Source organism: Campylobacter mucosalis, assembly GCF_013372205.1.
GTDB classification, from domain to species: Bacteria; Campylobacterota; Campylobacteria; order Campylobacterales; family Campylobacteraceae; genus Campylobacter_A; species Campylobacter_A mucosalis.
This window is the reverse complement of the sequence record NZ_CP053831.1, coordinates 480,240-502,395: the sequence shown is the minus strand read 5'-3', so window position 1 is coordinate 502,395 and position 22,156 is coordinate 480,240. Positions and strand designations below refer to the sequence as shown.

Below are 22,156 nucleotides of genomic sequence, written 5' to 3'. Positions count from 1 at the left end.
TAAGCTTTACGTAAAATAATTATAAAATGTGGATTTAACAAATAGGGCTTTTTGTCAAGGCATCGTCGACTTTGGCTTGATGACTTTTAAACTCATAAAAAAATGTACTACCCTCGCCAAGCTTGGTTTTAACTCTATAAAGGATATTGTTTTGAACGCAAATTTCGCGCACAATACTAAGTCCTATACCAAAACCGCCCTGCACACTATCTTCACGTTCATAGCGTTTAAAAACCTGCTTGACATCCCTTATCCCGATACCAAAATCTTGAACGCTAAAGACAACGCCGTCACCTAATGGCTCTAAAGATACGATAATCTCGCTATCTTTATGGCTATATTTTATAGCATTTGTAAGGTTGTTATCAATCAATCTTTGAAGTGAAATTTTGCTAATTTCAATAAAAAATTCGCAGTTTAAATTTAGCACTATTTTCATACTCTTTATATCTGCAATAGAGGCTATAAACCTCACTCTCTCCCTTATAAACTCGCTAAGCTCCACACGCTCTTTTGGGAATTTTATGTAACCACGTTTGATAAAATACTCAACATCATCATAGGCTATTTGCATCTGTTTTAGTGCGTTGTTTATACGCTTGGTGTATTTATTTTCAAGTCCAAGCATTTCTAAATTTATCTTTGCCACACCAAGTGGTGTCTTTAGTTCGTGCATAGCGTCGTTAAAAAAGTCATTTAGGTATTTTTGCGCCTGTTTATATGGCTTGATACTAGCATAATATGACAGGTAGAGTGTAACTATGACAACGATAAGCATAAATGAAAACATAAGGACGCTTAAAAATATATTTCGCTTATCATTTAACTCTTGAGATATGATTATGTAGTATGGTTTGTTGTTTTTAAAAAAGAAATTTTTATAGTAAAGTCTGCCATTTTTTATGAGTTTTGAGTCCTTAAGCTCAGGCGGAATTTCTTTTAAATTTGAAAACAAAATGCTATTATCCTCAGATAAGATAGCATACCTATATATAAGAGAGGTGGGCATAGTTTGTGAAGCTTCAAATGCCTTTGTTATCGTGCTTTCAAATTTCATAATGCCAAAAGTTGCATTTGAAACCTCATTTTTTTGTGCTAATATCACAATGATATAGCTTTGAAAACCAAAAAGAGCCATTATTATAAAAATGGCTAGAAGTGGAATTTTAATCTTTTGCATCGACTTTATAGCCAAAATGTCGTCTTGACACTATAAACTCGTTACTTGTCTTTTGTCTGATTTTTAATACATGCATACGAATATCGGCTTCATTTATATCTTTATTCTCCCAAATTTTCTCTTTAAGCTCGGCAACGCTTATAAATTTCCCGATATTTAAAGCAAGGTATTCAACCAGCTCAAGCTCTTTTGCACTTAAATTTATAACTCTGCCGTTTATTTGAAGCGTTCTTCGTGTAGCATTAAACTCATAATCCTGACTTAGTTTTATAACATTTTTATCATCAAGATTATAGTATTTTCTCATAAGTTCGCTAACTCTAAATTTCAACTCAGCAAGTTCAAATGGCTTTTTAAGATACTCATTACAACCAAGTTCATATCCTATTGCCATATCATTTATATCAACAAGAGAGGTCATCATCATAATAGGTGCTTCAAGTCCTATATTTTTTATAAATTTTATAACCTCAAAGCCATTTACATTTGGGACTTTAACATCAAGTATAAAAAGATGATAAAAGCCATTTGCTATCTTGTCACACGCGCTAGAGCCGTCACTTGCGCACTCAACCTCATATCCAAGAGAGGTGAGATACTCACTCACGCTCTCTTGATACTCAAGATCATCCTCTAAAAGAAGTATTTTCACTTATTCTCCTACATTTGTCCTGCATAAACTATGTAGTATCTTAGCAAAATAACTCCCATTAAAACAATAAAAGTATTAAAAACTATCAAATTTTTACTCATTGCTTTACCATTTGCAAGCTCAAGAACCACAGGTAATACAAGACCACTGCCAACGACAAAAACCCAAAACATAATAGCCAAAGAGCCTGAGCCAAGTGCGGTTTTTGCCACATTTACTGCCTGATCGCCACCTGTAAGCAGTAGTCCAAACAAAGCTGCTATTAAAACAAGCTCTAAAATCATAGTGAGCATATCAAATTTTAGTAGCTTTTCAATAACTGCGTGATTGTAATCCCTAAAGAATACAACAGAGCAAAATACACTCATAGCAATACCAGAGCTAAGTCCTGATACTAAAAATAGCACAGGTAAAACAGGTGTGTTCCATAGTAAAATTTTCTCCACATCGCTTAATAAAAAGCCTGTATAAACGCCAACGCCAACGGCTAGGATTAAAAGCACAAATCCAAGCACACCCATCATAGGAGCAAAAGCATCTAATATGCCCTTAAATCCGCTAAGTGGTTTAGTATCTTTTAATGCAAGAGCCATATAAACAAAGCTAAGAGGCGTATAAACAAGCAGTAACGCAACACCAATAGACATAACAGACATAAAGTTATATTTTATTAGTATCCAGTAGAAATTTAACGGCTTACCAAGATCAAAGACCAACAGAGCAAGACCTATACAAATAGCAATAGGAGCTATACAGGCTGCTACTTTATGTGTTATATCACTCTTATCTTTTAACAATACCGCTACTATCATAGCACCAGCTGATAAACCTGCTAAAAATAGATAAATCGCAATCGGCCACGGCCAGTAAATGGCGTCAAATTGTGCCATTGAACCCCACATATTATTCATTGCTTCCTCCTTTTGTGTTTGCCACCATAGCCACGCGTGGGCGTGTGCCAAGAGATTCTTTTGGATAATAGACTTTTTTAGCTTTTAGTTTTTTACTAACCGCTGAATTTTCATCATTTGCGTCGCCAAATGTTAGTGCGTCTGTTGGACATACCGTTACACAGGCTGGATCTTCGCCTTTTGCTAGGCGAGTTTCGTAGCAGAATGTGCATTTGCCGATATTGCCATCAGGAAGCACAAAACGTGCGTCATAAGGACAGGCCAAAATGCAGTACTTGCAACTAACGCAAATTCTATCATCAAGCAAAGTTACGCCGTCAGCCGTTTTAAAACTTGCCCCAGTTGGACAAACATCAACGCAAGGAGCGTCCTCGCACATAACGCAACTATGGCGTAAAAAGTCCATTTTTAGTTTTGGGAATGTCCCGCTCATTTTTGAGTGAACCTGAAGTCTGTAAAGAGCGCTTGGAACGTTATTTTCACTTCTACAAGCAATGCTGCAACCTTGACAGCCTATGCATAAATTTTCATCGTGTATCATTACATATTTTTTCATATTATTACCTTTCTACGGCGTTTGCTTTTAGATTGATACTTTGTTGTATCTAAAATCACTCCGCCTTTTCCTTTCCATTTTATTTGCACCTAAAATTTCACGCCTTTGCTATATCAACGCCGACATTTGTTACCATAGTAGCAGCCACTGGGCCCTCTTGCGGGTTTAGTAAAATGCTATCATTTGTGCCGACCCTAGGTTTGTTTTTACTCATTAAATGCCCAAATCCGTGATAAACAAATAGCGTATCCTCTCTAATGCCCTCAGTTAGCATTACATATCCATACTCTTTGCCAAATTTATTACTTAGCACAACTTTATCGCCGTCTTTTAAGCCTCGTTTTGCAGCGGCTTTTGGATGTATCCAAATAGGCGAGTCGCTCATCATAGCATTTAAAAATGGTATATTTTGAGTGTGTCCGTTTGTATGAATTGGTGTTTTACCACTTGTAAGACAAAGTTCGTGTCCACCAAATACATCCATTCCCTCTGTATTTAAACAGCCATAACCTGGGAAAAATTTCTCAACTTCTTCGCTAAATAGCTCTATCTTTCCGCTCTTTGTTTTTAGCTTGGCTTGGCTGTCCATTAAACCATTTTCGCCAACATACTGAGCGGTTTGTGGGAAGCGTTTTACAAATTTCTCAACGCTCTCTTTTTCACGGAATAAAATTCCCGGCACATCGTAATTTACAAAGCCATCTTTTTCAAGTTTAGCTAAAAACTCCACATTTCCTTTTGCTTGTGCCATTCTAAACTCACGGATATCGTTCCACTTATAAAGTCCGTCTACTTTTAGGCGACGTGCAAGTTCTCTAAATATACTAGCAGCGTCTTTTGTATCGCCAACTGGTTCAACGATTTTGTTTCTTATCATATATGCTGGTTTTTGACCTGATTTATCAGCAATGCCCTCATCACGCTCTAGATATGTGCTCTCAGGCAAAATCACGTCCGCATAAAGTGCCATATCGTGCATATATATGTCGCTAACTACGATAAAGTCAAGCTTTTTAAGTGCTTCTTCTGTTTTAACTGGCTCTGAAACGTTTATAAAAGGATTAAATCGTATGTTAAACCAGCCTTTTATAGGGTAAGGTTTTTCGCTTAAAATCGCTGTTGGAATATCCATTAAAACGCCGTGTTGGCGACTTACAAATTTATGTTTACCATCCTCACCAGCAAAATCCAGCCTTTGAATCTTTGGTACTTTAAATTCTTTATCTGGATTACTTGTTTCATCTATTAAATTTTCGCCGATTAGCTTGTTGTAGGCTTTTGCATTTTTACCGCTAAACAGACCGCCTTTTTTCTCCCAGTTGCCCATCATAGCGTTTGCGACCATAATAGCACGCGTTCTTTCATATTCGGCTTTTGCTGTTGTAGTTTTGTGTCCAAAGTCAATGATGACTTTTGGAGCAGCAGCCCAAATTTCAGCTGCAATTCGTCTAACATCATCGGCTTTTATACCAGTTATGCTCTCTTGCCACTCTGGTGTTGTATCTTTTGTAGCTTCTATAACCTTATCAAAACCAATCGTAAATTGCTCTATAAATTCCTTGTCATAGGTGCCATTTTTAATCCAAGTATTAATTAAAGCCATAACAAAAGCTAAGTCAGTGCCTGGTTTTACAGGTAGCCATTCATCTGCCTTTGCGGATAAAACGCTAAATCTAGGCTCTAAAACCAAAAGTTTTGTATCCTTTTTATCAGCAAAACTTGCTAGTTTTTTTGTATCGCCTATGACAATACCTTCAAATAGATTGTGTCCGAAATTTACAATGTATTTTGCATTGCTAAAGTCACGCTTAAGCTTTGAGTCGCCATACATATGTTGACAAACCATTTGATATGTTATCGGGCAACAGGAGAAGTGCGAAAAGCAGTTTGGCGAACCATAACTACTTGCAAAATTTACCATTAATTTATGCGTGTCAGAGCTTTTTGCACTAAATATAAAGCTTTGTGGACCATATTTATCCTTAATCTCTTGCATTTTTGTTGCAACTAAGCTAAGTGCTTCGTCCCAACTAGCCTCTCTAAATTTACCCTCGCCTCTTTCGCCAGTGCGAATAAGTGGCTTAACTAGGCGATTTGGATCGTATAGTTGATTATGTCCTGCACCGCCTCTAGCACAAACAGATGTCTTTGTGCCACCTGCTTTTTTGTTGCCTTGTATGAAAACATTTTTACCATCCACAACACGTCCCTCTATCGGACAGCGAGTAGAACACATCTCACAAAAGCTATACGTGGCTTTCTCACTTGGCTCGAGTGGATTTGCACCCAGCTTTGCAATAGTGCCTGGTATAGCTGTGCTAGTTGCTATGATAGCAGATGTTTTAAGGAAATTCCTTCTTGAATTATTCATTTTCCCCTCCTAAATTCAAGTTTCGTTAGCAGTATTTTATAATAGTGTCGTAAAAATATAGTAAAATTTTTCTTATATAAGAATTTTAATTTTATATTTAATAATTCATATCAAAATATATGTATAAATTTAGAATAATCGCTATATTTAGCGTAGTTTTAAAGATTAAGAATTTTATAGGTAGAGTGCTTTGGACATAGAAATTTTTATTTTTTCTAAATCAAGCGTATTGTCATAAAATAAATTTAGAGCCAAAACGGCTTGGTATAAAAGCATATCAGCACCATCTTTTGTGGTTAATCCAAAGCGACTAGACATATCTAAAAATGGTGTAATACGCCCATAAATCACATCAAATGCAAATTTTGAGTGGCTAAAAATTTCAGATAAAATTTCAATAGGAGCCGGTAAGTTCTCGTCATTTAATCCGGCAGAAGTTGAATTTATGATAAGATCATAAGGTTTTGGTGTAAAATTTTCATAGCTAAAACACTCAAATTCAGCAAAATCCACAAACCTGTCTTTGCTTCTATTTATCAAATTAACACTTATTTTAGACTCTCTTAGTGCGTAGGCGATAGCTTTTGCTGTCCCACCTGCTCCTAAAATTAGTGCTGTTTTAATCTTGCCAAATGGTAAAATAGCCGATAAAAAGCCTGGTGCGTCGGTGTTATGGGCGTAAATTTTATTATCTTTTAAAACAAGAGTGTTTGCTGAGCCTATTTTACAGGCCATTTCTGATTTAATGTCGGCTAGTTCTAGGGCATAAGCTTTGTGTGGCAGGGTCACGTTTGCCCCGCTTAGTTTTAAAATTTTAAACCTATCTATAAGCTCACTACCATTTTCTAAGCAAATTCTAGTGTATACAGCATTAAGTCCAAGATCGCATATCGCCTTATTGTGAAGTCTAGGCGATATGCTATGTGAGATTGGATTTCCAAATACGGCAAAAACTCTCACTATTTAGCTCTATAAACAAACGCACCTGGTGCAATATCTTTACGAATATCGCTTAATGCGTTTTTTAGCTCCGTTTCATTAGAAAATGGACCAACTAAAACTTTAGTTACATCACCAGCCTTTAAGGTGGTATAACTATACCCTTTTGATGTAATTTTAGCTATGTAGTTAGCGTCAGGAGTTGGCTTTGAGGTGGCTAGAACCTGCACGTAAGCACTGCCGCTTTTAGTAGCTTTTGGCTGTGTGGCTTGCTCTTTTTTTACACTCTTTTGTGCGTTTTTTGCGACTTCAGATTTCTTTTGTATCTTTGCGTCGTTTTTCTTTGGTTCAGCTTTAGTAGTTTGAACAGGTTCAGTTTTTGGCACAACAACCGGTTTTGGCTCGACTTTTTCTTGTTTTATTTCAGGTTTAATCTCAGGCTTTACTTCTGCTTTTATTTCAGGTTTTTGCTGTGTAGCAACCGCGGTTTGGGACTTTGAGCTTTCGTTGCCTTTGAGTTTTTTTACCATATCTTCAAAATCATCTTTACTTTTATTTTCTGGTATTATAGGCACTTGCTCAAAAAGCTGTTCATCGCTCTTTTTCTCAACTACAACAGGAGAAGTTGTAGTGCTTTGAGATATTTGTCTAGACTCACTTGGTGCTGGTGGCAAAACAAGCCTAGAGTCAAGCTCGGCTACTTCGTTATTTTCTGGATCTGTGTTTATTATCTTCATAACAGCAATCACGGCTAAAAATAGTATAACTATCGCGGCCACACTCATTAAAATTCTCTTATTTTTACCAGAGCTACTCTCTTCGTCATTGCTTAATAAAATATCTTTTAGTTCGTTATTTGTGTGCATACGTCCTCCTTACATATGTTTAGACCAGCTAGCCCCTCGCTCTTTTTGATAGAGCTCATAAGGCAAAGCCAAAATATTAAATTCCTTAGGCAAATCAAGCGTAGGAAACATTCTCCACTCCTTTGCCAAACGCTGTGATAGTTTCATACTAAGCATATTGGCTAACTGGCAAGCCTCATTAAATGTCGTGTGGCCTTTATGAACATAAAGGTGCAAATGCCCCTCTGTTTTGCTTGTGTAGGCTGTGAAATTTATAAAACCCTCTTCACGTAAAAGCAGCTGTGCTCTATGCCAAAATCTATCTGGTGTCCTACCATTGTAGTCAAATACAATGTTTTCAACCTTATCAAATCTATTAACCAATGAGTGTGCGACCGTTATCTTTCGCTCCTCGTGCTCTTTTATGACTTTGAAATTTAAAAGCTCGTTTATTCTCTCAAATTTATCATAAAAGGTCTTACCCTTATACTCTATTTTATTAACAATCGTATCACGCTTTATATAGTAGTGATCGGTTATCATCTTTATTAGTGCGGTATCTATACTTTGCATTAAAACATCGCCCTATCATAAATTATAAATTGATGTGCCAACTCTTTTAGTTCGGCTTTTACTTTTGCTTGAAGCTCTGTGTTGTTTATATCATCAAGCACGTCTGAAATTTTATTTGCGATAATCTCAAACTCGCCCTCTTTCATACCACGAGCCGTAAGTGCAGCAGAGCCTATACGAACTCCACTTGTAACAAATGGGCTTCTATACTCGCCAGGAACGGTGTTTTTATTTACAGTTATACCAGCGTTTCCTAGTGCCATATCTGCATCTTTTCCGCTAAAATCTTTTTTAAGCAAACTTAATAAAACCAAGTGGTTATCAGTACCACCACTAACCAAATCATATCCGCGTTTTATTAAAATTTCACCTAATTTTTTGGCATTTGCTTTTACCTGCTTTGCATAAACCTTCCACTCAGGCGAGAGATTATGCTTAAAGCCAACAGCCTTTGCGGCAATTACGTGCATAAGCGGTCCGCCTTGAATACCAGGGAAGACACTAGAGTTTATCTTTTTAGCAAACTCCTCGTTATTTGTCATAATAATACCACCCCTTGGTCCACGCAAGGTCTTATGAGTCGTAGAGGTTACCACATCACAATACGGAAACGGGCTATTATGCTCACCAGCTACTACCAAACCAGCAATGTGCGCAACATCCGCAAACAAATACGCCCCAACCTCATCTGCTATCTCTTTAAATTTCTTAAAGTCTATCTCTCTAGCATAGGCGCTAGCACCACATACTATCATTTTTGGTTTTGTTATCTTTGCAATATCTAAAACTCTGTCATAGTTTATATATCCGTCAAGCTCAACACCATAAAAGAAACTCTCATACATCTTACCAGAACTACTAACCTTTGCTCCGTGAGTTAGGTGTCCGCCGTGACTTAAATCCATACCTAAAATTTTATCTCCTGGATTTAAAAACGCCCCATATACGCCTTGGTTTGCCTGAGAGCCAGAATTTGGCTGAACGTTTGCAAATTCGCAATTAAAAAGCTTTTTGACACGCTCCATTGCTATCTCTTCTATGCCATCTACAAATTCACAACCACCATAATATCTCTTGCCAGGATAACCCTCAGCATATTTGTTTGTAAGTATAGAGCCCATAACTTCCATAACTTCAGGATATGTGAAATTTTCGCTAGCTATCATCTCTAAGTGGTCGCATTGTCTTTGCAACTCTTTTTGTGTTAAATCAAAAATTTCTTTGTCAAAATTCTCTAAACTCACTTTATCTCCTTTAAATGATTTTCTGATTTTAGTGGTCTCATCGCAGGGAATAGTATAACATCGCGAATTGATTTTTTATTAGTAAGCAACATAACAAGCCTATCAATACCAATGCCCTCGCCCGCTGTGGGCGGCATAGCATATCCAAGTGCTCTTACATAGTCCTCGTCCATCTCGTGGGCTTCATCATCTCCAGCGTCTTTTGCCTTTATTTGAGCAGAGAAGCGGTTGTATTGATCAACTGGATCATTTAGCTCGTTAAATCCATTTGCAAGTTCTCTACCGGCAATAAACAGCTCAAATCTTTCGGCAACTTCTGGATTTTCATCGCTTCTACGTGAAAGTGGGCTTATAGATATAGGAAAATCAACAATAAATGTAGGATTTATGAGTTTTTCTTCAACATAGTTATCAAAAAGCTCGGCTTGTAAGTGACCAAGATCAAGCTTCTCATTTGCTTCAAAGCCGTCCGATTTTAGCTTTGCTAAAATTTTATCTCTATCATCAATAATACTTGCGTCTATACCACCTATTTCAACTAAGGCTTTTTTATAATTTATCCTAGCAAATGGTTTTGAAAAATCTATTTTCATACCATCAAAATCTATAATTTTTGGCATATCAAGCTTATCAAGAAGCGTGTTAAATAGGGCCTCGGTAATGTTCATAAGGTCACGATACGTATGATAAGCCCAGTAAAATTCTATACTCGTAAATTCTGGATTGTGCGTTAGATCCATACCTTCGTTGCGGAAATTTCTATTCATCTCATAAACAGCTTCAAGTCCGCCAACAACAAGGCGTTTTAAATACAATTCAGGGGCTATACGCAAATATCTATCAACACCTAGTGCATTATGATATGTGACAAACGGCTTTGCATTTGCACCACCAGCAATCGGATGCATCATAGGGGTTTCAACCTCTAAAAACCCACTATCTTCAAAAAATCTTCTTATAGTTGATATGATGATTGAGCGTTTTTTAAAGTCATTTCTAATCTCTGGGTTCATTATCATATCAAGATACCTTTGGCGGTATCTCATCTCGATATCAACAAGTCCGTGATACTTCTCAGGCAACGGAGATATCGCTTTAGTCGCCAAGTCAATCTCTTTTGCGTATAAAGAAAATTCTCCAGTCTTTGTAATAAAAGCATATCCACGCACACGAACGATATCTCCGACTTCAACACTCTTTTTGACTATGTTAAATTTATCCTCGCCAAGGCTGTCTTTATTAAAATAAATTTGTATACCAGCTGTTTCATCTTCTATATTTGCAAATACAGCTTTACCAGCTATACGCATAAGCTTTATACGACCCGCGAGTGCTACTAATATACTATCTTCTTTTTTATCGTCAAGTTCGTTTATATAGTTAAATTTAGCCCTAAATTTGGCTATTGTCATATCTTTTCTTAAAAAATGCGGATATGGATTTATCCCTTGTGCTTTTAATTCGTCCACCGTTTGTAGGCGTTGTATTTCAAACTGATTATCAAATATCACTTACCCGTCACCTTCCCTAAATTATTTACCTTTGATATTATTTTTATTGCACTGCTCACAAATTCCATATAACTGCATCATATGACTAGTTAGTTTAAATCCGTGATTTTTTGCTATTGTAATCTGACGTTTTTCTATCACTTCATCTTCAAATTCTATTATAAGACCGCATTTTTTACAAATCATATGGTCGTGATGTGGCTTTGTTGCTAGTTCAAATTTCTTACCTTGAGAACCAAAGCTAATAGAAGTCACCATCTCAGACTCTTCTAGTAAATTTAGAGTTCTATAAACGGTTGCTATGCCTACATTTAACTCAGGATACTCTTCCTTTATAAACAGATAGAGTTTTTCTGGAGTAAAATGCTCTTCATTATTATAAAGTGTTTTTAAAAGTACCTCGCGCTGTTTTGTGTATTTTAGTCCATTTTCACGAAGCACTCTTTTAAATTTCTCAAGTAGTGTATCGTACTCTAAATTTTCGATACTCATCTGTTCTCCTTTGTTGCATTATCTTCCACGCTTAAATTTCCGTCCATTTTAATAAAAATATCCGTTTTTTTATCATCCTTTGGGGTGTTAACTACACTGTCTATATCGTTTTTAAGTGCCTTAACATCGATGTTTGCTATCCATTTTCCAGTCGATAGCAAAACAGGATAAACCTTGCTGTTTTGAAAAAATGGCTCAATCTTTACGCTTAAATTTGTATTTGCAATGATAGCTAAAATGGCAGAAAGTGTCAAAAATATCTTACCGCTACCAGCGATAAAACCGCCCAATCTATCTAAAAAGCCAAGCCCACTAGCACCAACTAACTTAGATAAAATTTTACCAACCAATAGGCAAAATAGCCAAAAAATAAGCCAAACAGCTATAAAGCTTATAAAATCAAGCAGTGAAGTGTTTTCAAATTTATATATATTTGACTGGATAAACTCCCCAGCAACACCCGAAAATCTACTAGCAAGAATAAGTCCACCTATAAGCCCTATAAGCCCCAAAGCTTCTTTAATAAGCCCGTTTATTAGCCCTTTTAATCCTAGTATCAAAACGGCACCTATGATTATCACATCAAACCATACTATTGACTGCATATTATACACCTGTTATTAAATTTAAAAGCTCTTGTTGGTTGTTTGAGTATTGCAAGGCGACCTCTTTTGTAATCTGCCTTTGCCTTAACGCCTTTATTAGAGCTTGAGATTGCGTTTGCATATTCGTTTGAGCCTGAGAAATTTGCATTTGAGAGTAAATTTGAGCAAGTTTATTTTCACGAATCAAATTTGAAATAGCTGGAGTATTAAGAAGAACCTCATATATCGCCACTCTGCCACCATCAACTCTAGGCACTAAAACCTGCGAGATGACTGCTGATAGTGAACTAGCAAGCATACTTCTTACCTGAGTTTGCTCTCCTCCATCAAAGCTGTCTACTATCCTACTTATCGTCTGAATTGCCGAGTTTGTATGTAACGTAGCAAACACCAAATGTCCTGTTTCTGCCGCACTTACAGCTATTGAGATTGTTTCAGCATCCCTTAGCTCTCCTATAAAAATTATATCAGGATCTTCTCTAAGAGCGTGTTTTAAGGCTCTAGCATAAGAAAGGGTGTCCGTGCCTACATTCCTTTGTGAGAATAGAGAATTTTGACTCTTATGGATAAACTCAACTGGATCTTCTATGGTTATAATATGCTTTTTTTGAGTTAAATTTATCTCATTTAACATAGCTGCTATGCTGGTGCTTTTACCACTGCCTGTCGCACCAGTTACCAAAACCAAACCCTTTTGCTTGTTTATTATCTCTTTTAAAACACTTGGTGCGTCAATATCACTTAACGCAGGTATAGATTCACTAATCACACGAAAAACCGCAGCAAGTTTGCTATCAATTGTGTGATAGTAGTTGGCTCTAAATCTGCCAACTCCATCTAAACTAAAGGCAAAATCAAGCTCTTTATGGCTTTCTAGCTCCCTTATTTGCGTATCATTTAGGAGCGAATAGCAAATATTTTTTATCTCATCTGCGTCTAAAATTTCATCTTTTATAGTAGATAAAACTCCGCAAATACGAACCTGTGGCTTTGTGTCGGCAACTAAATGCAAGTCACTAGCCTTTTGCAAAACTGCCGTTTCTAATAAAGAGCGTATCTTTGCCACTTTATCCATAACACTACTCAATAATCTTTGGAACTACAAAAAACCCACTCTCACGAGATGGCGAGTGTGAAAGTATCGTGTCTATCACATCGCTTTGCTTTGCTATATCTTCACGCAAAAGTGTGCCACCTTTTATAGCACTTACAACCGCCTCTTCGTTATCTAAATCAAGCTCGTTTAACACCTCAACAAACGTCACTATCTCGCCTAGCTGTTTTTTTATCTCTTCGCGTTTATCATCACTCACTTTTAGCGATGATAACTTCTCAAGTTTATCTAAAAGCGTGTCGTTAATAACCATATAAAGCCTCGTTTAATTAAAATTTACGCACATTATAACACATTAAAGCTTTAATTTTGTGCTATTTTAAATTTATTTATGCTACAATCACAAATCAAAATCAAAAAATAAGGAAACATTTTGGCTATAAAAGAAAATATCGAAGCTATCAAAGATGAACTTAGCACGCAAGAGCAGTTTTTAGAGGGGATGATAAAAGGTGAGAGATTCTTTAAAAAGTATAAATTTTTATTTATAGCTTTAATAACATTAGGCATTATCGCACTTATAGGCTTTTACGCACTAAAATTTGTTGAGCAAAACCGCGTAGAAAATACAAATTTAGCATACTCTAAAATTTTAGAAAACTCTACCGATCAAAACGCCATAGAGTTGCTTAAAAAAGACGCTCCGTCACTATATGCTTTAGTGAAATTTAAAGAGTTCCAAGATAAAAACGACACCTCATCTATACAAACGTTACTAAATGAAAATATAGATCCTGTATTAAAGCAAATTTTCTCAGCCTACACTGGCAATGCTAGCGGCGAAATTTTGGGCGATTACGATACGCTTTTAAAAGGATATAGATTACTAAAAGATGACAAAATCAGCGAATCAAAACTTGAGTTTAGCAAAATTCCACAAGATTCTGCTTTAATCAGCATAGTTAAAAATTTACAACACTATCAGGGAAATAAATAATGAAAAAAATAGCCTTACTTCTAACCACAATCCTAGCCTTATTACTAACAGGCTGCAATACAAAAAGACAATATTTTGAGCCAGAAACTACAGACGGTAGTATGAAACTATCATCAAATTTGCCAAGCTCGATAAAATACACATCAACTGGAGGAGCTACACTCTCTAACGGCAATATCATCACAAAAGACGGGCTAAATAGCAACGTAAAACTACAAGATGGATTTTATCTACTATCTGAAAACAACGATATGTTTATATCTACAAACATAAATGGCGAACTTATGGTAACAGATAGCACCGGAGCAGTCGTGTTCTCAAGAACGTTTCCAACTTCGGTAGTTTCAGCGTCACTAGAAAACAACCTACTAGCAGCAGTTAGTGCAGCAAACCACATCTATCTTATTGATATTTTTGAGTCAAAAACTCTAATGGAGTATAAATCTAGTGAAATTTCAGCCATAGACTCACGTGTGGCAGCACCACTATTTTTAAGCACTATTATCATCTATCCGTCACTAGATGGCAAAATTTATATAGTAAATAAAGCAAATTCTCAAATTTTACGCGATATAGTTGTCAGTTCTGAAAACTTCTTTAACAACATCACATATCTTGACGTCGTAGATGATTATATGATCGCAAGCACCGCAAAACGCGTAATCGTGATAAACCCACAAAAGACGATATATTTTGACGGGGAGATTAAAAGCGTGTTGCTAGATGAGAAAAATTTATATATTTTCTTAAAAGACGGCAGTATAAGAAAAACCGATTTAGCCCTAAATACTCTAGCTAAAAGCTATTTTAAATTTGCAATCTTCTCAGACGCAACAATCTCAAACGATAGCCTTTATATAGCTGAAAAAACTGGATATATCATCAAAACCGATTTAGACCTAAATAACCCTAAAATTTTCGAATTTAGCAACGAGATAGAGGATAAAAGTTTTATGGGAAGAGGTAAATTCTACTACGATGATGAGTTTATAGAATTCTAATATGAACGAGCAAATTTGTGCTATTTTTGAGAGCAAAAAACTCATTTTAAAAGATCTAAAAAGGCTTGAAACATCAAAATTTTCACGCTCTAAAACTCTGGAAATTTTCCTTGGAGTTGATCTAAAGGGTTATTACACGCTAGTTTTTATAAGAAACGCTAAAACTAGATTTTTAAAAAAAGATAGTGATGCGTTAAATGAAATTTGTGCAAATATCGAAAAAAGCTACGATTTTAATATCAAAAAGCGTATATTATTTTACAAGTCAGAAATTTGCTCAAAAGCCATAAAAGCACTAGAGGGTGGTGATTGGAGATGTTATGACTTTGTGTGATATAGGCAACACAAACGCCACATTTTTTAAAGACGGCAAAATCACTCGCCTTGGTATAGAAAATTTTAATATCAAAACAGATGAAAAGGTCTATTTTATCTGCGTAAATGACAGGATAAAATCCGAACTAAGTAGGAGTGAGAATTTCATAGATCTTGAGCCATACTTTGAGATAGATACGATATATCAGGGGCTTGGGATAGACCGTATAGCTGGTTGCTACGGTATAAAAGACGGCGTAGTGGTTGATGCTGGGAGCGCGATAACGGTTGATATTATGGCAAATTCAATGCACCTTGGCGGATATATACTACCAGGAATCACATCTATGCTAAAATCGTATGAGAGCATTTCTCAAAGGCTAAAGGTTACACTAAATTCCCAAGTTGATTTAGACGCATTCCCGCAAAAGACCGCGGACGCCGTTAGCTACGGGATAATAAAGCCGATAGTCACGCTACTAAATGGCATTATAAAAGATAAAAACGTATATTTTACAGGCGGAGATGGCGAATTTCTCTCACGATTTTTTAAAAATGCTATATACGATAAAATGCTAGTTTTTCGCTCTATGCAAAAACTCATAAACGAAAAAGGTATAAAATGATAAAAGTTGCGCTCCCAAAAGGCAGGATTGCCGACGATACACTTGAAATTTTTAGAAAAATTTTTGGCTTGACGTTTATTTTTGAAGATAGAAAACTAATCCTTGATGAGGGAGATTTTCGCTTTTTTTTGGTGCGAAACCAAGATATACCAACCTATGTAACAGAAGGAGCTGCCGACATTGGCGTAGTAGGACTTGACGTACTTGAGGAGCATAAGGTTGATGTGGTTAGACTTCTTGATATGCGTGTTGGAAACTGCAAGGTGTGTGTGGGCGTTAGACAAGATGATACCATTGACTACACGCGTCCGGAGATAAAAATTGCAACAAAAATGCCTAATATCGCCAGAAACTACTTCGCGCAAAAGGCAATAGCTCTAAAAATCATAAAGCTCTATGGCTCGATCGAACTTGCTCCACTTGTAGGACTTGCCGACGCTATCGTGGATGTCGTTGAAACAGGCACAACAATGAAGCAAAACGGGCTAAAGGTGGCTGAAACCATAATGCAAAGCTCAGCTCATCTAATCGCAAACAAAAATAGCTTTATCATTAAAAAAGATGAAATTTTAAGCCTTTATCATAAGATAAAAGCTGAAATTTCAAAGTGATTAAATTTGCTTTAGATAATGCCTAATCTGCTCTTTGCGTAAAATTCGCATAAAGTTTGTACTACCCTCAACGCCAGTTGGAAAACCTGCTGTTACAAGGTAGGTTTTATTTTCATCAATTATGCCTTTTTCTACAGCTTGTGAGATCATCTTTGTAAGCAAAAGCGTAATCGTATCGCATTTTGGTAGCGTAAAATTTGCAGCTTCAACACCCCAAGCAAGTGTTAGCGACCCAGCGATTTGCTCATCGTGAGTAATGGCGATGATATCGATATTTGCGCGGTTTCTAGCCACTTTTAAAGCCGATTTGCCTGAACCCGTAATACAAATAATGCCGTCAGCCTTTAAGCGATAAGCAAGAGCAGCCGCCGATGAGGCTACCATATCGGTTTCATCTAAAAACTCAAACTCATCAAATTTATTGTATGGGTAAATTTTTTGTACCTGAACGATTGTATTGCTCATCGCTTCAACAACCGCAACAGGATTAATGCCAACTGCACTTTCTTCACTAAGCATAACAGCGTCGGTGCCGTCAAGCACAGCATTTGCGACGTCACTTATCTCGGCTCTTGTTGCTGTTTCGTTTGACGCCATTGAGAGCATCATTTGTGTGGCTGTGATGACTGGTTTGCTCTGCGCATTTGCCTTTTTGATGATTAGCTTTTGGATTGTTGGCACCTCATAATAGGGTACTTCAATACCCAAATCCCCACGCGCAACCATTATGCCATCACTTAAATTTATAATCTCATCGATGTTTTCAACAGCGTCAAATTTCTCTATTTTTGAGAGAATTTTTGCCTTTGATTTTAGCTCGTTTAGAATTTTTCTAGCCTTTAAAACATCATTTGCGTCCTGAACAAAGCTAATAGCAACAAAATCCACACACTCTTTTGCACCAAATTCCATATCAGCCCTATCTTTTGGTGTAATAACCTCAATGCCGATTTTGGTATTTGGGAAATTGACACCCTTATTTGAACTTAAAACGCCATGATTTTCGATTACGGTTTGGACAAAATTTTCATTTACAGCCACCACCTTTGCACGGATATTGCCGTCATAAAGATAAACGTATTCGTTTGGTTTTAGCATACTTAAAATTTGAGGCTGATTTATACAAGTTTTGTAGTGATTTTCGGCTACTTTTACGCCCATAATTTCATTAGCATAAATATCAAGCCTATCGCCACTAAAAAGCTCAAAAGGATTTTCAAGCTTACCAATGCGAATTTTTGGCCCACAAATATCTTGTAAAATCCCAACTCTAATGCCAAGCTCACTCTGTGCCTGTCTTATCTTATCAATGTTTTGCTTGTGATACTCGTGCGTGCCGTGGCTAAAATTTAGGCGAAAGACGTTAACACCAGCCACAATCATCTTTTTTATCGTTTCTAGATTATCACTTGCGGGTCCTAGTGTTGCTACAATTTTTGTGCGTTTTATCATACAAAATCCTTTATTTTACGCCCAATTTTATCGCATTTATCTTTAAACGGACTAAATTTAAACTTTAAAAAGCTTTTTTATGTATAATATCTAGATTTTTTTAAGGAGTAAAAATGAAAAAGATATATGCAACACTGCTTGGTTTGGCAACTCTTGCGTCTATGGCTTTTGGTGCGGACGACAAGGTTTATAAGCTTAAACTTGCTAGTACGTGGGAGAGCACAATGCCAGTGCTTGGCGAAGTTCCAAAGGAATTTAAAGAGCTAGTTGAGAAGATGAGCAATGGTCGCATCGAGGTTAGAATCGACTATCCGTCAAAGCACAAATCCTCGTTTGCTATGCTTGACTTTATTAAATCAAATCAATATGACATAGGTTATACAGCAAGTTACTACTACAAAGGCAAAGACGCAAAAACTATGTTTTTTACAGCTACTCCATTTATGATGAATCAAGCCGAGCAAACAGCCTGGTATCTATATGGTGGCGGAAAAGAGCTTGAGGCGAAGGTTTATGATAAATACAATGTCAAGGTTTTTAACGCTGGAAATACTGGAATGCAAATGGGTGGCTGGTTTAGAAAAGAGATAAACTCACTAGATGACCTAAAGGGTCTAAAAATCCGCACAGCTGGTTTTGGTGGCGAGGTTATGGCAAAAGTTGGTATGCTAATAAACACAATAGCACCTGGCGAACTATATATGGCACTAGAAATGGGCACGATAGACGCGGTTGAGTGGGTAAGTCCTGCGTATGATATGGCACTTGGCTTTGATAAGGTGGCAAAATTTTACTACACGGGTTGGCAAGAACCAAATGGTGAAACTCAATTTTTTGTCAATAAAAAAACATACGAAAAACTCCCAGCAGACTTACAAGCTATCATAGATGGTGCGGCAGCTAGAGTAGCATTAAATGCAAATGCAAAGGTGTTTTATGAGAACTCGAATTTCTTAGATAGGATGAAGTCAGAGCACCCAGATATACAAATTCGCTCATTTAGTCCAGAGATCATACAAGCACTTAAAAAAGCAACAGATGAGTTGCTAGATGAAGAGGCGGCAAAAGATCCGCTATTTAAAGAAATTCTTGACTCACAACGTGCATTTTTGAAAAAAGCAAGAGAGTGGACTAAAATTTCAGACTACGCTTATATTGATAAGACAAAATAATTTTAGGGGGCTTATCCCCTAAAATTTTCTATCAAATCGCTAAAAATTTCATAAAGTTTTATAACCTCATCTATTCCGACACGCTCATTTACAGCGTGGATTCTATCGTTTTTTACGCCAAATTCTACAACTTTTACGCCATACTCTGCTAATAACCTAGCGTCGCTAGTGCCGCCCTTGCTATTTAGTTCTGGAGTAATGCCAGTGATTTTATCCACACTTTTAGCAAGAGCCTTTACAACTTTGCTATCTTTATCAGTTAAATATGGCTTTGAACTTTGCTTTATATCGTACTCAAAATCAATCCCCGCAAAAATACTATTGATATATGATTTTACATCATCGACGCTTGTTAAATTTGAGTTTCTTATATTAAACATTATACTAACATCGTTTGGAGTGACGTTGCAAACTTGCATACCGCCACGTATATCGGTTATGACTATTTTACTTGGGTCAAAAAAATTGCTCCCACTATCCATATCATAACCTGCAAATTTAGCAAAAATGGGAGCCAAAAGATGAACTGGATTTACACATTTTTGCGGATATGCAGCGTGTCCTTGTTTTCCTTTGATGAGTATTTTACCATTTATAGAGCCTCGTCTGCCTATCTTGATAGTATCGCCAAATTTCTCATCGCAAGTAGGCTCAGCCACAACGGCAAATTCTGGTAAATTTCCTTGCTGTTTTAAAAATTTAAGCGCCTCAATCGTCCCATAAGTACCATCGCCCTCTTCATCACTAGTTAGGATCAGGCTTAGTGTGCCGTTAAAATTTTTAGCGTCCTTACACGCACATACAAACGCAGCAACTCCGCTTTTCATATCTTGTGTGCCACGAGCGTAAATGTAGCCGTCTTTTATAGTTGGGGTAAACGGGTCAATATCCCAGCCGTTACCTGGAGGAACTACATCAAGATGACCGGCAAAAGCCAGATGAGTTTCATCTCCAAATTTTTTAGTTAAAATCAGGTTTTTTGTGCCATTTTTTTCTAAAAATTTAGCCTCAAACTCAGGCATAAAATCAGCTATAAATTTGAGCGAACCATCATCATCTGGAGTAATACTTTTAAATTCTAAAAGTCTATTTAAAAACTCTAAAACATCACTCATATCTTATCCGTAGGCATACCAAGATAAAAGCCCTGAAATTCATCAACGCCAAGTCTTTTGCATACCTCAAAAACCTCTTTTGAATGGATATACTCAGCAATGGTCTTAATACCCAAATCCTTAGCAAACGTGACAATCGCACGAGCTATCATATAAGAGTCGTTGTTTATATCTACGTTTTTAATGATAGAGCCGTCTATTTTGATATAATCTGGTCTTAATTTTAAAATATATGAGAAATTTGAATACCCAGAGCCAAAGTCATCAATGGCGATTTTAACACCCATATTCTTAACTTTGTCTATGAAATTTTCAACACGCTCAACATTTTCTATATTCTCATCTTCAACTATCTCAAATATGATACGCTCAGCCACTTCGTGCTGGTTTAAAAGCTTAAGCAATAAAACGCTAACATTACCATCAGTCATATCTCTAGCACTTAAATTTATAGATAAAACGAGATTTTCATTTTTTACAAGATGTTCAACCGCTCTTTGTATAACCATCTTTTGAAGCTCTGCATAGCGTTTAATACGTTTTGAGATATCTAAAAATATATGCGGAGAAACTATGTCTCCACTCTCTACGATACGTATAAGACACTCGTATTTTACGACTTTTGCATTGGCGTCACAAATTGGCTGATAAAAAGGCACTATATTATTATTTACAACTGCTCTTCTTATTAAATTTGAGCGTTCAATTTGATTTGCATACTCATCTTTTTTATTTAAGCCTTTAAAATAGCATACAAAGTCCTTATTTGACACCTTTGCCACCTTAAGCGCTGTTGTAGCTTTCATAAGAGTATGGTCTTTATCAAGTGCAAAACCTATAGTGCTATGTATCTCAATATCAATAGAATTTCCATCATCATCTTTAATATTTATAAGCCTGCCTTTAAATCTACCCAAAAGCTCAGTCGCTAAATCCTCGTATCTATCTATGAAAAAATCTCCATTTTCTAGTAACACAAACTGATCAGCTAAGATAGTAAATGCCTGCATACCCTCATTTTTAGCAAATTCTTTTATCAAATTTGCCATATAAACAATAACCTTATCACAAATTTCCTTGCCATAATAGTCATTCATACGGCTAAAATCATCAATATCTATAACGATTATCTTTGGCTTATCGCACTCCCTTAAAGCCTGTGTAAGGGCAGCTCTATTACCAAGTCCAGTCAGCGGATCTATATAAAGCTGTGCTTTAATGTCTCTTGCGATTTTTTTGCTCTCTTTTTTGACATAAAAATACTCTTGCTTTACTTTAAAATATTTTGAAAATACCCACAAAAATGCAAATGAAACGATAAAGGCACACACCATACAGGCTACAAAAGTAAGTGCTAAATTCTTAACCAACCACTCTTTAAAATCGCTATCTTGAGTACTAGAAAGTCCGTGAGAGTATATCGTTTTAAAGCCAACTATGTAGTCATCAAACTTGTCAAAAATACAGACAAAGACCCTATTTTCAGATAAAATTTCCTTATAAAAGTATGGGCTTGAAAAACTATGTCTATAAAAGCCGTTGCCACAGGACTTATCAGAAAACTCATCAGCAACGCCGTATTTTCTGTCGGTTGTGGTATCTATCCTATAAATTCCACTTCCATCACGTTTTAAAATATAAGCTTTGTTTGAAATATTGTTTAAGAAAATCTGCTTTTGGGCACGATCATTTTTGTCATTTATGGCTTTAAAATCCTCCATAACTTTATGCATAGAAAATTCTGCTCGTTTTTGGTAGTTTGTGCTTCCAGCCTCTATCGCATTTTCGTATTTGTAGTAAAAAACAGCAAATAGCAACACAATAAAAGCACCAAACAAAGTCGAGATCGTTATGGCTATCGCTTTTGTTTTTTCGGCTTTAAATTTATCATACATAACTTTATCCCTTCAAGTATACCTAATTATTTTATCATT

Annotated in this window: 23 protein-coding genes; 6 read left to right on the top strand and 17 right to left on the bottom strand. The window is 36.4% G+C overall.

The window, feature by feature from the left end; genetic code table 11:
• Nucleotides 1–34: 34 nt before the first annotated feature.
• From CMCT_RS02565 to gatC, 14 genes are all read right to left on the bottom strand, one after another.
• Nucleotides 35–1,180, bottom strand: a complete 1,146-nt coding sequence (locus tag CMCT_RS02565; protein ID WP_051654861.1) for a sensor histidine kinase — start codon at nt 1,178–1,180, stop codon at nt 35–37.
• Entirely contained in the window at nt 1,167–1,832 is a 666-nt protein-coding gene (locus tag CMCT_RS02560) for a response regulator transcription factor (RefSeq protein ID WP_034967998.1), read from the bottom strand. The genes CMCT_RS02565 and CMCT_RS02560 overlap by 14 nt, the downstream gene beginning before the upstream one ends.
• Nucleotides 1,833–1,840: 8 nt before the next feature.
• On the bottom strand, nt 1,841–2,743 hold the full coding sequence (gene nrfD / locus CMCT_RS02555; RefSeq protein WP_034967995.1) for an NrfD/PsrC family molybdoenzyme membrane anchor subunit: 903 nt from the start codon (nt 2,741–2,743) through the stop codon (nt 1,841–1,843).
• Nucleotides 2,736–3,299: a 4Fe-4S dicluster domain-containing protein gene (locus CMCT_RS02550; protein WP_034967993.1), complete on the bottom strand. Its 564-nt coding sequence runs from the start codon at nt 3,297–3,299 to the stop codon at nt 2,736–2,738. Before CMCT_RS02550 ends, nrfD begins: the two co-directional genes overlap by 8 nt.
• 97 nt (nt 3,300–3,396) lie before the next feature.
• On the bottom strand, nt 3,397–5,670 hold the full coding sequence (phsA, locus tag CMCT_RS02545; protein ID WP_176324999.1) for a thiosulfate reductase PhsA: 2,274 nt from the start codon (nt 5,668–5,670) through the stop codon (nt 3,397–3,399).
• Nucleotides 5,671–5,844: 174 nt separating this feature from the next.
• The gene (locus CMCT_RS02540; RefSeq protein WP_176324998.1) at nt 5,845–6,630 is read right to left on the bottom strand and encodes a shikimate dehydrogenase; all 786 of its coding nucleotides are present in this window, start codon (nt 6,628–6,630) and stop codon (nt 5,845–5,847) included.
• Entirely contained in the window at nt 6,630–7,475 is an 846-nt protein-coding gene (locus CMCT_RS02535) for an SPOR domain-containing protein (RefSeq protein WP_034967987.1), read from the bottom strand. The genes CMCT_RS02540 and CMCT_RS02535 overlap by 1 nt, the downstream gene beginning before the upstream one ends.
• 9 nt (nt 7,476–7,484) lie before the next feature.
• On the bottom strand, nt 7,485–8,027 hold the full coding sequence (locus CMCT_RS02530; protein WP_034967984.1) for a DUF1882 domain-containing protein: 543 nt from the start codon (nt 8,025–8,027) through the stop codon (nt 7,485–7,487).
• Nucleotides 8,027–9,271 carry a serine hydroxymethyltransferase gene (locus tag CMCT_RS02525; protein WP_034967982.1) on the bottom strand — a complete coding sequence of 415 codons (1,245 nt, stop codon included), beginning with the start codon at nt 9,269–9,271 and terminating at the stop codon, nt 8,027–8,029. Before CMCT_RS02525 ends, CMCT_RS02530 begins: the two co-directional genes overlap by 1 nt.
• Nucleotides 9,268–10,779: a lysine--tRNA ligase gene (gene lysS, locus CMCT_RS02520; RefSeq protein WP_236844968.1), complete on the bottom strand. Its 1,512-nt coding sequence runs from the start codon at nt 10,777–10,779 to the stop codon at nt 9,268–9,270. The genes CMCT_RS02525 and lysS overlap by 4 nt, the downstream gene beginning before the upstream one ends.
• Nucleotides 10,780–10,803: 24 nt before the next feature.
• Nucleotides 10,804–11,274, bottom strand: a complete 471-nt coding sequence (locus CMCT_RS02515; RefSeq protein WP_034967977.1) for a Fur family transcriptional regulator — start codon at nt 11,272–11,274, stop codon at nt 10,804–10,806.
• Nucleotides 11,271–11,879 carry a CvpA family protein gene (locus tag CMCT_RS02510; protein ID WP_034967974.1) on the bottom strand — a complete coding sequence of 203 codons (609 nt, stop codon included), beginning with the start codon at nt 11,877–11,879 and terminating at the stop codon, nt 11,271–11,273. Before CMCT_RS02510 ends, CMCT_RS02515 begins: the two co-directional genes overlap by 4 nt.
• Nucleotide 11,880: 1 nt before the next feature.
• The gene (locus tag CMCT_RS02505; protein ID WP_034968241.1) at nt 11,881–12,954 is read right to left on the bottom strand and encodes a type IV pilus twitching motility protein PilT; all 1,074 of its coding nucleotides are present in this window, start codon (nt 12,952–12,954) and stop codon (nt 11,881–11,883) included.
• Between the two features lie 4 nt (nt 12,955–12,958).
• On the bottom strand, nt 12,959–13,246 hold the full coding sequence (gatC, locus tag CMCT_RS02500; RefSeq protein WP_034967972.1) for an Asp-tRNA(Asn)/Glu-tRNA(Gln) amidotransferase subunit GatC: 288 nt from the start codon (nt 13,244–13,246) through the stop codon (nt 12,959–12,961).
• Nucleotides 13,247–13,366: 120 nt separating this feature from the next.
• Between gatC and CMCT_RS02495 the strand changes: the two genes are divergently transcribed.
• Genes CMCT_RS02495 through hisG form a run of 5 tightly spaced genes read left to right on the top strand, consistent with a single transcriptional unit; the run spans nt 13,367 to nt 16,483 of the window.
• A complete protein-coding gene (locus CMCT_RS02495) occupies nt 13,367–13,930 on the top strand; it encodes a YfgM family protein (protein WP_034967969.1) in 564 nt (187 codons plus the stop codon).
• Nucleotides 13,930–14,931, top strand: coding sequence for an outer membrane protein assembly factor BamB family protein (locus tag CMCT_RS02490; RefSeq protein ID WP_034967965.1), 1,002 nt, complete (start codon nt 13,930–13,932; stop codon nt 14,929–14,931). Before CMCT_RS02495 ends, CMCT_RS02490 begins: the two co-directional genes overlap by 1 nt.
• A gap of 1 nt (nt 14,932) precedes the next feature.
• On the top strand, nt 14,933–15,265 hold the full coding sequence (locus CMCT_RS02485) for a hypothetical protein (RefSeq protein ID WP_034967962.1): 333 nt from the start codon (nt 14,933–14,935) through the stop codon (nt 15,263–15,265).
• Nucleotides 15,252–15,872, top strand: coding sequence for a type III pantothenate kinase (locus CMCT_RS02480; protein WP_169752874.1), 621 nt, complete (start codon nt 15,252–15,254; stop codon nt 15,870–15,872). Before CMCT_RS02485 ends, CMCT_RS02480 begins: the two co-directional genes overlap by 14 nt.
• Nucleotides 15,869–16,483 carry an ATP phosphoribosyltransferase gene (hisG, locus tag CMCT_RS02475; RefSeq protein WP_034967959.1) on the top strand — a complete coding sequence of 205 codons (615 nt, stop codon included), beginning with the start codon at nt 15,869–15,871 and terminating at the stop codon, nt 16,481–16,483. Before CMCT_RS02480 ends, hisG begins: the two co-directional genes overlap by 4 nt.
• Here the strand turns inward: hisG and pyk are convergent, their stop codons facing one another.
• Nucleotides 16,484–17,935, bottom strand: a complete 1,452-nt coding sequence (gene pyk / locus CMCT_RS02470; RefSeq protein WP_034967956.1) for a pyruvate kinase — start codon at nt 17,933–17,935, stop codon at nt 16,484–16,486.
• A 113-nt stretch (nt 17,936–18,048) separates the two neighbouring features.
• Between pyk and CMCT_RS02465 the strand changes: the two genes are divergently transcribed.
• Nucleotides 18,049–19,107 (top strand): TRAP transporter substrate-binding protein, encoded by a 1,059-nt coding sequence (locus CMCT_RS02465; RefSeq protein WP_034967953.1) that lies wholly within the window; start codon nt 18,049–18,051, stop codon nt 19,105–19,107.
• Nucleotides 19,108–19,118: 11 nt separating this feature from the next.
• Here the strand turns inward: CMCT_RS02465 and dapE are convergent, their stop codons facing one another.
• Together dapE and CMCT_RS02455 are read right to left on the bottom strand one after the other, a co-directional pair.
• Nucleotides 19,119–20,222, bottom strand: a complete 1,104-nt coding sequence (gene dapE, locus CMCT_RS02460; protein WP_034967951.1) for a succinyl-diaminopimelate desuccinylase — start codon at nt 20,220–20,222, stop codon at nt 19,119–19,121.
• A complete protein-coding gene (locus tag CMCT_RS02455; protein ID WP_051654849.1) occupies nt 20,219–22,117 on the bottom strand; it encodes an EAL domain-containing protein in 1,899 nt (632 codons plus the stop codon). Before CMCT_RS02455 ends, dapE begins: the two co-directional genes overlap by 4 nt.
• Between the last annotated feature and the right edge of the window lie 39 nt (nt 22,118–22,156).